The sequence below is a fragment of the Acidocella sp. C78 genome, from assembly GCF_907164655.1.
The window spans coordinates 19,391-30,940 of record NZ_CAJQZK010000086.1; the positions used below are offsets into that span (position 1 = coordinate 19,391).

General features: G+C 71.0%; 6 protein-coding genes and 3 pseudogenes. 4 read left to right on the forward strand and 5 right to left on the reverse strand.

Annotation, left to right across the window (positions count from 1 at the left end; all coding sequences use genetic code 11):
* Positions 1–4: 4 nt before the first annotated feature.
* From ACIDOCELLA78_RS95155 to ACIDOCELLA78_RS95170, 4 genes are read left to right on the forward strand one after another with little or no spacing between them, the layout of a single operon-like run.
* The gene (locus tag ACIDOCELLA78_RS95155; RefSeq protein ID WP_201729668.1) at positions 5–2,041 is read left to right on the forward strand and encodes an NADH:flavin oxidoreductase; all 2,037 of its coding nucleotides are present in this window, start codon (positions 5–7) and stop codon (positions 2,039–2,041) included.
* Complete coding sequence (locus ACIDOCELLA78_RS95160) at positions 2,041–3,888, forward strand: DUF3483 domain-containing protein (RefSeq protein ID WP_201729669.1); 1,848 nt, start codon at positions 2,041–2,043, stop codon at positions 3,886–3,888. The genes ACIDOCELLA78_RS95155 and ACIDOCELLA78_RS95160 overlap by 1 nt, the downstream gene beginning before the upstream one ends.
* Positions 3,885–4,961: an electron transfer flavoprotein subunit alpha/FixB family protein gene (locus ACIDOCELLA78_RS95165; RefSeq protein WP_201729670.1), complete on the forward strand. Its 1,077-nt coding sequence runs from the start codon at positions 3,885–3,887 to the stop codon at positions 4,959–4,961. Before ACIDOCELLA78_RS95160 ends, ACIDOCELLA78_RS95165 begins: the two co-directional genes overlap by 4 nt.
* The gene (locus tag ACIDOCELLA78_RS95170) at positions 4,958–5,728 is read left to right on the forward strand and encodes an electron transfer flavoprotein subunit beta (RefSeq protein ID WP_201729671.1); all 771 of its coding nucleotides are present in this window, start codon (positions 4,958–4,960) and stop codon (positions 5,726–5,728) included. The genes ACIDOCELLA78_RS95165 and ACIDOCELLA78_RS95170 overlap by 4 nt, the downstream gene beginning before the upstream one ends.
* 34 nt (positions 5,729–5,762) lie before the next feature.
* On the opposite strand, the pseudogene ACIDOCELLA78_RS95175 reads toward ACIDOCELLA78_RS95170, so the two are convergent.
* The 5 genes and pseudogenes from ACIDOCELLA78_RS95175 to ACIDOCELLA78_RS95195 form a co-directional block, all read right to left on the reverse strand.
* Positions 5,763–6,517: pseudogene (locus tag ACIDOCELLA78_RS95175) on the reverse strand (IS5 family transposase).
* 197 nt (positions 6,518–6,714) lie between these two features.
* Complete coding sequence (locus tag ACIDOCELLA78_RS95180; RefSeq protein ID WP_201729672.1) at positions 6,715–7,278, reverse strand: sarcosine oxidase subunit gamma; 564 nt, start codon at positions 7,276–7,278, stop codon at positions 6,715–6,717.
* Positions 7,271–10,265 (reverse strand): annotated as a pseudogene (locus ACIDOCELLA78_RS95185) (sarcosine oxidase subunit alpha family protein). The gene ACIDOCELLA78_RS95180 and the pseudogene ACIDOCELLA78_RS95185 overlap by 8 nt, the downstream one beginning before the upstream one ends.
* Positions 10,262–10,516, reverse strand: a complete 255-nt coding sequence (locus ACIDOCELLA78_RS95190; RefSeq protein WP_201729673.1) for a sarcosine oxidase subunit delta — start codon at positions 10,514–10,516, stop codon at positions 10,262–10,264. The pseudogene ACIDOCELLA78_RS95185 and the gene ACIDOCELLA78_RS95190 overlap by 4 nt, the downstream one beginning before the upstream one ends.
* Before the next feature lie 11 nt (positions 10,517–10,527).
* Positions 10,528–11,550, reverse strand: a pseudogene (locus tag ACIDOCELLA78_RS95195) (sarcosine oxidase subunit beta family protein); the annotation flags it as partial.

Consider the following 11,550-nt stretch of genomic DNA (forward strand, 5'->3'; position numbering starts at 1 on the left):
TTGCATGATCGCCCATGCCGAGGCGCTGTTTCGCCCGCTGACGATCCGCCGGACCACGTTCCGCAACCGGATCATGAGCACGAGCCACGCGCCGGGCTATGGCCGCGACGGGAAGCCGCAGGAGCGTTATCAGCTCTATCACGTGGAGAAGGCGAAGGGCGGCATCGGGCTGACGATGTTCGGCGGATCGTCCTCCGTCTCGCTCGACAGCCCGGCGGCCCCGTGGAACCAGATTTCGGTCGCGGATGACAGTGTCATTCCGTATTTGCAACAATTTTCCGATCGCGTGCACGCGCATGGCGCGGCGCTGATGATCCAGCTCACGCATATGGGGCGGCGGACGCGCTGGGATACCGAGAATTGGCTGCCGACGATTTCCGCCTCGCCGCGGCGGGAGCCGGCGAGCCGGTCGATCCCGCGGGAGATGGAGCAGGAGGATATCGACCGGGTGATCGCCGATTTCGCCGCGGCGGCGCGACGGGCGCGCGAGGGCGGGCTGGATGGCTGCGAGCTCTCGGCGGCGCACGGGCATCTGGTTGACCAGTTCTGGTCGCCCTCGGTCAATCACCGCGGCGACAGGTATGGCGGGTCGCTCGAGAACCGGATGCGCTTCGGCTTCGAGATTCTCGAGGCGATGCGGGCGGCGGCGGGGGATGATTTCCTGATCGGCATCCGCATGTCGGGCGACGAGATGCTGGCCGAGGGGCTGAGCCACGAGGATTGCGTCGCCATCGCCGAGGCGCATGCGCGGCGCGGGCTGGTCGATTTCATCAACGTGCTCGGCGGGCAGGCGCGGGACCATCTGGCGCATGCGGTCTCGCTGCCGAACATGTCGTTTCCGGTGGCCCCGTTCCTGCCGCTGGCCAGCGCGATCCGCCGCGAGGTGGAGGTGCCGGTGTTCCACGCGCAGCGGGTGACCGACCTTGCCACCGCCGCGCGCGCGGTGGCGGAGGGGCATGTCGACATGATCGCGATGACGCGGGCGCATATCGCCGACCCGCATCTCGCGCGCAAGCTGCAGGACGGGCGGGAGGACGATATCCGCCAGTGCGTCGGCGCCGGCTACTGCATCGACCGGATCTATACCGGGGCGGATGCGCTGTGCATCCAGAACGCCGCGACCGGGCGCGAGGCGACGATGCCGCATGTGATCGGCAAGGCGGCGCGGCGGCGGCGGGTCGTTGTCGTCGGCGGCGGGCCGGGCGGTCTGGAGGCGGCGCGGGTGAGTGCCGAGCGCGGCCACGAGGTGGTGCTGTTCGAGCGGGAGACGGCGCTCGGCGGGCAGATCAACATCGCCGCGAAGGCGGGATGGCGGGAGGCGCTGTCGGGCATTCCGCGCTGGCTTGGCGCGCAGGTGCGCAGGCTCGGCGTGGATCTGCGGCTCGGGGTGGCGGCGGATGCGGCTATGGTGCTGGCGGAGCGGCCGGACATCGTGATTCTCGCGACCGGCGGTGTGCCCAATCCGGGCTTCATGGAGGGGGCGGAGCTGGTGACGACGACCGCCGCGATCCTGCGCGACGGGATCGCGCTCGGCGGTTCGGTGCTGCTCTATGACGGGATGGGGCAGCACAACGCCGCCTCCTGCGCCGAGTTCCTCGCGAAGCGCGGCGCACTGGTGGAACTCGCGACCGGCGACCGGATGGCGGCCGAGGAGGTCGGCACCACCAACCAGCCGATCCATCTGCGCGAACTCTACCGCCATGACGTGATCATGACGCCGAATCTCGACCTGCTCGCGGTGCGGCGGGAGGAGAACCGGCTCGTCGCGGTGCTGCGCAACACGATGGATCTCGCCGAGGAGGAACGGGTGGTGGATCATGTCGTCGTCGATTTCGGCACGCTGCCGGATGACGCGCTGTATGATCCGCTGAAGGCGGGGTCGGTCAACCGGGGACGGATCGATGCCGGCGCGCTGGTGGCGGGGCGGGCGCAGCCCTGGCCGGAGGAAGGATACGCGCTGTATCGCATCGGCGATGCGGCGGCGGGGCGCAACATCCACGCCGCGATCTACGACGCGCTGCGCCTCTGCAAGGATTTCTGATGGCGGGGCTGTTCGTCCTGCTGGCCTGGCTGCTGCTGGCCGGGGTGATCGCGCAGGGGCTGCGTCTCGCCGCATCGTGGCGGCGGGGCGGGGCGGCGACGGTGGACTGGGCGCGCGGGCTGGCCGCGCTGCCGCGGCGCTATCTCGTGGACGTGCACGGCGTGGTGGCGCGGCGGGCGGCGGCGGCGCGGATGCACCAGGCGATCGCCGGGGGCTTGCTCGGCGGCACCGCTCTGGTGCTGCTCGGCATCATCCCGGCGCTGCGCGGCGCGGACATGCTGTGGCTGTTGGCCGCTTTCGGTTTCGGCTTCGCGATTTTCGGCGCTCGGCTGGTGGCGCGGCGGCGCCAGCCGGCGCTTCCGGCCTCGCTTTCCGGCGGGGCATTCCAGGGTCTGGCGCGGGATCTCGCCGCCTATGCGGCGGGCGGGTTCCTGGCCTCGCTCGGCATTCTGCTCGGGCTGTGGCTGCCGGCGCTGGCCGGGATCGGGCTTGCGGCCTGGGGCGGGGCGCGGCTGGTGGCGGGGATCGCGACCGGGCCGATGCGGCACGCGCTGGCCGGGGCGGTGCATCTCGCGGCGCATCCGCGGCCGGAGCGTTTCGTGGGAACGGCGGCGAGCTTGCTGTCGCCGGCGCAAAAATTCGGCGTGGCGGCGATTGGCGATTTCGCCTGGAACCGGCTGGCGGGGTTCGATGCCTGCATCCAGTGCGGGCGGTGCGAGGAGGCGTGCCCGGCCTTCGCCGCCGGGCAGAAGCTGAACCCGAAGGCGCTGATCCAGGACCTGGCGACGGCGCTGCATCCGGAGGCGCCGGCCTATGCCGGCTCGCCGCATCCGGGCATTTCGTCGCCGGGCCCGGTGCTGGGGCGGCTGCACGCGGAAACGCTGTTCGCCTGCACGACCTGCCGCGCCTGTGTCGCCGACTGCCCGATGATGATCGAGCATGTGGATGCTGTGGTCGATCTGCGGCGGCATCTGACACTCGCGGAAGGTGGCGCGCCGGGCAAGGCGGACCAGGTGCTTTCGGAACTGCGCTACGCGTTCAATCCCGGCGGGTTCGAGTCCGGGCGGCGGCTCGATTTCGCGGCCGGCGGGCTGCGCGAGCTGGGCGAGGGCGAGAGCGCCGACATCCTGCTCTGGCTCGGCGACGGGGCGTTCGATGCCCGCTATGGGCGGACGCTGCGGGCGCTGGTGGCGATCATGCGGGCGGCGGGGCTGGATTTCGCGGTGCTGGGGGAAGCGGAGCGCGATTGCGGCGACCTTGCCCGGCGGCTTGGCGACGAGGCGGGGTTCGAGCGGCTCGCGCGCGCCAATGTCGCAACGCTGGCGACAAGGCGGTTCGTGCGGATCGTCACCGCCGATCCGCACGCGCTGCATGTGCTGCGGCAGGAATATCCGGCGTTCGGCGGGCTCTACACGGTTCAGCACCATACGGCGCTGATCGACGAGCTGATCGGTACTGGCGCGATCCGACCGGAGGCGGCATCCGGCGGGACGGTGACCTATCACGACCCGTGCTATCTCGGCCGCTATAACGGCGAGTATGACGCGCCGCGGCGGGTGCTGGGGCGAATCGGCCTGGCGGTAAGCGAGATGGAGCGGCATGGCGCGGCCTCGTTCTGCTGCGGCGGCGGGGGCGGCGCGCCGGTTTCGGACATCGCGGGCGTGCGGCGAATTCCCGATCTGCGGATGGCGCAGGCGCGGGAGACCGGGGCGGACATCGTCGCCGTGGCGTGCCCGGGCTGCACGGCGATGCTGGAAGGGGTGACGGGCCCGCGGCCCGAGGTGCGCGACATTGCCGAGCTGGTGCACGCGGCGATGGAAGCGGTGCCGGTGGAGGCGCGGGCGTGAGCGCGAGGCGGCGCGATCCCCGGGCCGAGCGCGCGGCGGTGGTGGTGGCCGAGGCGCCGCGCCGGCGGATCGACCGGACGCATCGCGGCGGGGTGGTCGCGCATTGTGCCGCGGTGGCGCCGACGGCGGCGCAGGTCGTGACGATCGCGGACCCGGCCTATCTGGTGTTCGCCGTGGCCGAGATGGCGGGCGGTGTGCTGTCGCGCCATGACCGGCAGGTGCTGGGGGCGGCGCGACTGCTCGATGGCGGCGGCGCGGCGGCGGTGGTGCTGCTGGCGCCGAGCCTGCCGGAGGACGCGGGTGCGGCGGGGGCGGACCGGGTGATGGTGCTGCCGGAGCGGGACGATCCGGCCTCGCTGGCGGCATCGGTCGCCGCCGCGATCGGCGCGCATCGGCCGCGCCATGTGGTGTTCGCCGAGAGCGCGGATGGCGGGGATCTGGCGCGGCGGGTGGCCGCACTCTGCGACGAGGCGCTGTTCGATGCGGTCGAGAGCCTGTCGGCGCGGCAGGCGATCCGCCCGGCTGCCGCGGGGCGGGCGGAATGGCGGGCGGCGCCGCCGCGCCTGCTGAGCATCGCGGCCAACCGCATCGCGCCCTGGCGCGGGGCGGCGCATGCGGCCGAGCCGGTCGATCTGCCGGCCGATCCGGCGATGGATGCGGCGATGGCGGTGCGGCTGTCGCCCCTGCCGCTGGAGGCGGCGACGGTGCGGCTGGACGAGGCGGGATTTGTCATCGCGGCGGGAAACGGGGTGACCGATCTCGCGGGGTTTCTCGATCTCGCGCGCGCGCTCGGGGCGACGCCGGGAGCGAGCCGGGTGGTGTGCGACGCCGGCGCGTTGCCGCGGGCGATGCAGGTCGGCGCCTCCGGAACCGTTCTCAACGCCGACTGCTACGTGGCGTTCGGGATTTCCGGCGCGCCGCAGCATCTGCAGGGGATCGGCACGGTGGACCATGTGGTCGCGGTGAATACCGACCTGCACGCGGCGATGATCGCGCGGGCGGACCTCGCGGTGGTGGCGGATGCGCAGGCGGTGCTGCCGGCGCTGCTCGCGCTTCTGGGAGCCGAGGCATGAGGATCGTCGTGCTGCTCTCGGCGGGGCGGCATCCGGCCACGGGTGACCCCTGCCCGGTGCCGGTAGAGTTGCAGGCGATCGCGCTGGCGCGCCGCATTGCCGGGGCGGGCGGCGCAGTCGAGGGGTTGCATGCCGGTGGGCGCGACGCGGCGGTGCTGGACGCGCTCGGGCACGGGATCGATGGGCTGACGCTGGTCGGGGCCGGGGCGGCGGACGATCCGCTCGGCGCGCTGGTGGCGGCGCTTGAGGGAAGGATGCCGGTCCTGATCCTCGCGGGGCGGCGCGGCCGGGGTGGCGCGGATGGCGGGCTGCTGCCCTATCGGCTGGCGCGTGCGCTGGGATGGCCGATCGTCGCCGATGCGATCGCGGCCGAATTTGCGGGCGGCGAAACGAGGGTGACGCAGGCGCTGCCGCGCGGCGGGCGACGGGCGGCCACGGTGCGCGGGGCGGCGGTGATCACCGTGCATCCGGCCGCACCGGCGCCACTGCCCTATGTGCATCGCGCGCGGCTGGCGGGCCGGGTGAGCGAGGCGGCGGGACCGGCGCTGATTTCGGCGCTGGCGCCGGAAGGAATCGAAATCCGGCCCTATCGGGCGCGGCCGAAGCTGATCGGCGATGTCGGCGGCGGCGGTTCGGCCGAGGCGCGGTTGCAGGCGGTGAGCGAGACGCGGGATGCCGGCGGACGGGTGATGCGGCACCCGTCGCCCGACGAGGCGGCGGTGGCGATCCTTGATTTCGTGGCGCGGTTCAGGCCCCGCAAGGCCTGACGCATCCGGTCAGATCACCCCCTAGGTTCTGGACTCAACTGATCCAAGATGTGACGGCGAGGACGAGGCAGATACCTGCGAGGAAATTTCGTGCGGTTTTGTCGTAGCGTGTGGCGATGGCGCGCCAGTCCTTGAGCCTGCAGAAGGCGCGTTCGATGAGATTGCGCTTTCTGTAGGCGACGGGGTCGAAGGGCGGAATGGCGCGGCGGTTGGGCATGGGCGAGATCACGGGCCTGGTGCCTTGGCGGGTGAGGAAGGCGCGCAGGTCATCGGCGTCGTAGGCTTTGTCGGCGATCAGCTCTTCTGGTGGCGGTATTGTGGGCAGAAGCGCCCTGGCGCCGCTGATGTCGGAGGCCTGTCCCGGCGTCAGGAGGAGTGCGGCGATGCGTCCCTGCTCATCCGCGACGGCGTGGATCTTGGTCGTCCGTCCACCCCTCGACCGGCCGATAGCCTGGCTTTGCGCCCCCCTTTACCGCCCGCGGCCGCGCGATGTGCCCGAACCGAGGTGCTGTCCACCATGGCGATGCGCGGCGGATACGCGCAGGCGACCAGGGCCGCAAAGATCTCCTGCCAGAGGCCACGCTGGCTCCAGCGGTTGAACCGGTTGAACACCGTGGTTCGTGGCCCATAGGCCTCAGGAAGCGCTCGCCATCGCAAGCCCTCGCGAAAGCGATGCAGGATGCCGCTCAGCACCCGGCGGTCATCAACCCGAGGCTTGCCGCCAAGCTTCGGCAGCAATGGTTCGATCGCAGCCCATTGCGTGTCGTTCAGCCAGAAAAGTTCCGCCATGTTCCAAGTCCTCCAAACAGACTTGAATCAGACGCTCCGTAGTCATGGCAATAGGTACAGAACCTAGAGCACTTTCCGATCCATCCGGATCGGATGCAGTGCTCTATGATAATGATATTCAGAGCATCTTTATCCGATCAGATGATTCCATCTGATCGGATGATGCTCTAGGCGCCGGGAAAGCATTGATCGGGATATTATTGATCGGGATATTCTCGGCCGATGGTCGCGAGAAGGCCCCAGAGATAGGGGGCAAATGAGCGCCAGACCTCGATGTGGAAGCGAGTATCCGCGGTGCGCCAGAGCACGATATCGGCCTTGCCGAACAGGGTGCGGGTGGCCATGCCGACGGGGAAGGCGGCGAGGTCGAGATCGAGCGGGCAGAGGGCGTTGAGCATCGCCGTGCAGTCCGGCCCCTCGATCGAGACGCCGAGCTGGCGGTGGGAGATGTCGGCCAGCGCGTGGTCGCGCGGCGTGAGAACCGCGGCGAGGGCGGCTTCGAACGCCTCCCAGGTGTCGGCGACCGGGGCGATGAGCAGGAATTCGTCCGGGCCGAGGCGGATCGCGGTGCGGGAGCCGGACTCGGTGGCGCGGTTCATCCCGAGGGTGAGATCGACCTCCAGCGCCGCGCCGGCGGCCTCGATGGCCTCCGGTTTCAGGCGCAGCGAGACGCGCGTGGCGCGCGGCATCTCGCGCATCCGGGAATCGCCGATGCGCCCGGCGAGCGGGGAGGCGAGGCGGGTCTGCATCAGGTCAGCCATCGAGCCTGGCTCCTTCACGATCGTAGAACACCGGATCGGTGAGGCGGACCGGGATCGCACGGTCCGAGAGTTTCACGTGAAACGTTTCGCCGATGCGGTCGCGCCCGCGCGCACCAGAGCGAGGGCGATGGAGCGGCCGAGCGTTTCGCTCCAGTAGGCGGAGGTGACGTGGCCGAGAATCTCGGCGGGCGGCGGCCGGTCGGGGTCGGTGACGAGATGGGCGCCTTCCTCGAGCACGACATCGCCGGGCTCGGTGAACAGGCCGACGAGCTGCTTGCGCCCGGTCTGGCCGGCGAAGGCGGCGCGGTCGAGCGCGCGCTTGCCGACGAAATCGGGCTTCGCCTTGCCGATCGCCCAGGCGAGGCCGACATCGTCGGGCGTTGCCGTGCCGTCGGTTTCCTGGCCGACGATGATGTAGCCCTTCTCGGCGCGCAGCACGTGCATCGTCTCGGTGCCGTAGGCGGTGACGTCGTGCCGGCGGCCGGCATCGAACACCGCCTCCCAGACGGCGCGGCCGTAATCGGCGGGAACGTTGATCTCGAAGCCGAGCTCGCCGGTGAAGCTGACGCGGAACAGCCGGGCCGGGATGCCGGCGACGCGGCATTCGACCATGCTCATGTGCGGCATGGCGGCGCCGGAGATGTCCGCCCCCTCGACCAGCGGGGCGATCACGTCGCGGGCGCGGGGGCCCTGGACGGCGATGACCGCGTATTGCTCGGTGGTGGAGGTGAGCCAGACATCGAGTTCGGGGAACTCGGTCTGCAGGTAGTCCTCCATCATGGCGAGCACGCGCGGGGCGCCGCCGGTGGTGGTGGTAACGTGGAAGCGGGTGTCGGACAGGCGGCCGATGACGCCGTCGTCGACCACGAACCCGTCCTCGCGCAGCAGCACGCCGTAGCGCAGGCGGCCGGGTTTCAGCTTCGTCCAGGCGTTGACGTACATGCGGTTGAGGAATTCGGCGGCGTCCGGCCCCACGATCTCGATCTTGCCGAGGGTCGAGGCGTCGAAGATGCCGACGCTGGCGCGCACGGCGCGGCATTCGCGGGCGACGGCGCGGTGCATCGTCTCGCCTCGCGCGGGAAGTAGCGGGCGCGCTTCCAGGTGCCGACATCCTCGAACACCGCGCCCTGTTCCTCGGCCCAGTCATGGATCGGGGTGTGACGCTCGGGCTCGAACAGCGCGCCGCGCGCGTAGCCGGCGAAATAGCCGAAGGGCACCGGCGTGTAGGGCATGCGGAAGGTGGTGGTGCCGATCTCGGGGATCGGGCGGCCGAGTTCGGCGGACATAATGCCGAGCGCGTTCATGTTGGAGAGCTTGCCCTGGTCGGTCGCCATGCCGTTGGTGGTGTAGCGCTTGACGTGCTCGACCGAGCGGAAGCCCTCGCGCAGGGCGAGCGAGATGTCCTTCGCGGTGACGTCGTTCTGGAAGTCGATGAAGGCGCGCACCGCGCCGGGGTTGCGGCCGTGCGGCGTGGCGCCGAGGAAGCCGCCGGTGGCGGCGGGGGCGTTGGCGACCGCGATCGCCATGGCGGGCGGGGCGGTGAAGCCGGCGGCGGTGGCGGCCGCCTCGCCGGCGGCGCGGCCGGAGGCGAGGGCGTCGGCCAGCGAGGTGGTGCCGGCGGCGGCACCGGCGGCGCGGCAGGCCTCGGCCGGCTCGCCGGGGATGAAGGCGTCGAGCGCAGGATCGAAGCGGAGCTTGCCGCGGCTCTGCGAGAAGAGATGCACGCTCGGGGTGAAGCCGCCGGACATCAGCACGAGGTCGCAGGAGAGGCGCTCGCCGGCACCGCCGTCGCGCCGCGCGATGGTGGCCGCGGTGACGCGCAGCCGCCCCTCGGTGCCGGTGAGGGTGCAGCCGGGGCGGATCGGCAGGCCGGCAGCACGCGCGGCCTCGACCAGTTCGCCGGACGGATCGGGCCGGAGATCGGCGATCGCGGCGATGCGGGCGCCGGCGCGATGCAGGGCGAGGGCGGCGGCATAGGCGGAATCATGCGCGGTGAAGACGACGGCGTTGCGGCCCGGCAGCACGCCGTAGCGGGTGACGTAGGTGCGCGCGGCGTCGGCCAGCATGATGCCGGGGCGGTCGTTGTCGGGGAAGGCGAGGGGGCGCTCGATGGCGCCGGTGGCGATCACCACCTCGCGGGCGCGGACCTGCCAGAGCCGGCCGCGGGGCTGGGTGTCGTCGGGTTCGCCGAGATGATCGGTGAGATCCTGGGCGAGGCCGATCATGTTGTGCGGGAAATAGCCGAAGGCGATGGTGCGCGGCAGGATGGTGACCTGGCCGGCGGCCTGCAGCCAGCTCAGCCGGGTGGCGAGGAAGCTGGCGACGTCGGCGCCGTCGAGCGTCGCGTCGGTCTCGGCCAGAAGGGCGCCACCGGGTTCGGCCTGTTCGTCGCACAGGATCACCCGCGCGCCGGAGGAGGCGGCGGCCAGGGCGGCCTCGATGCCGGCGGGGCCGGCGCCGACCACCAGCACGTCGCAATGGGCGTAGCGCTGGGCGTAGCAGGCGGCGTCCGCGATCTCCGGGGCGCGGCCGAGGCCGGCCATGGCGCGGATGCGCGGCTCGAACACCCGTGTCCATGCCGTCTTCGGCCACATGAACGTCTTGTAGTAGAAACCGGCGGGGATGAATTTCCAGAACAGGTCGGTGAGGCCGCCGACGTCGCGTTCGAGCGAGGGGAAGCGGTTCTGGCTTTCGGCGACCAGGCCGTCATGCAGGACGACCTGGGTGGCGCGCAGGTTGGGAGTGTAGTGCCCCTCGTCGCGGCCGACGCCGACCAGGGCGTTCGGCTCCTCGGCGCCGGCGGTCAGGATGCCGCGCGGGCGGTGATACTTGAAGGAGCGGCCGACCAGATGGACGCCGTTGGCGAGCAGGGCGGAGGCCAGCGTGTCGCCCGGATGGCCGGCATAGGCGCGGCCGTCGAAGCGGAAGGCGAGGGTGCGGGAGCGGTCGATCCGCCCGCCCTCGGCAAGCCGGAAGCTCTGGCTCATCGTGCGGCTCCGCGGTCGATCATGTCGGTATAGGTGTTGCGGCGGAGGTTGAAGAAGCGGCCGCAGCCATGGGCGTGGCGCCAGCGTTCCTCGAACTCGCCGCGGGCGTTGCGGCGGATGTAGAGATAGTCGGTCCACGAAGCGTCATCGACGGCGCGCGGGTCGGCGGCGCGGACGCGATGGGCCTCGCCGCCATAGGCGAACTCGATTTCCGGACGCTCGCCGCAATGCGGGCAGGGGATCAGCAGCATGGCGGGGCTCCTCAGTGCGCGACCGCGGCGGCGGCGGCCTCGTCGATCAGCCGCCCCTCGGCGAAGCGCTCGAGGCTGAAGGGGGCGTTGATCGGGTGCGGCTCGTCGCGGGCGATGGTGTGGGCGAAGAGATCGGCGGAGCCGGGCGTGGCCTTGAAGCCGCCGGTGCCCCAGCCGCAATTGACGTAAAGGCCGGGGATCGGCGTTTTGGCGATGATCGGCGAGCGGTCCGGCGTGACGTCGACGATGCCGCCCCAGTTGCGCAGCATGCGCATGCGGCGGAACATCGGGAACAGCTCGCAGATCGCCTCCAGCGTGTGCATCGAGATGTGCAGCGCGCCGCGCTGGCTGTAGGAGATGTAGGCATCGGTGCCGGCGCCGATGACCAGCTCGCCTTGTCGGACTGGCTGATATACGCGTGGATCGTGTTCGACATGACGACGCAGGGAAAGCACGGCTTCACCGGCTCGGAGACCAGCGCCTGCAGCGGGAAGCTTTCGAGCGGCATGCGCAGCCCGGCCATCGCCATCACCACCGAAGTATTGCCGGCGGCAACCACGCCGATGCGCCTGGTTGCAATCGCACCGCGCGTGGTCTGCACGCCGCTGACGCGGCCTGCGGCGTCGCGGTCGATGCCGGTGACCTCGCAGTTCTGGATGATGTCGACACCGATTGCGCTGGCGGCGCGGGCATAGCCCCAGGCGACGGCATCGTGCCGCGCCGTGCCGCCGCGCCGTTGCAGCGCGCCGCCGGTGACCGCATGGCGCATGCCGGGGGCGATGTTCAGCGGCGGGCAGAAGGCCTTCGCCTGTTTCGGGGGTGAGCCATTCATTGTCGACGCCGTTGAGGCGGTTGGCGTGGACATGGCGGCGGAAGACCTGTTCGTCGTGCACGTTGTGGGCGAGCATCAGCACGCCGCGCTGCGAGAACATGACGTTGTAGTTCAGCTCGGCCGACAGGCCTTCCCAGAGTTTCAGCGCGTGATCGTAGAGCGCTGCACTCTCGTCGAACAGGTAGTTCGAGCGGATGATGGT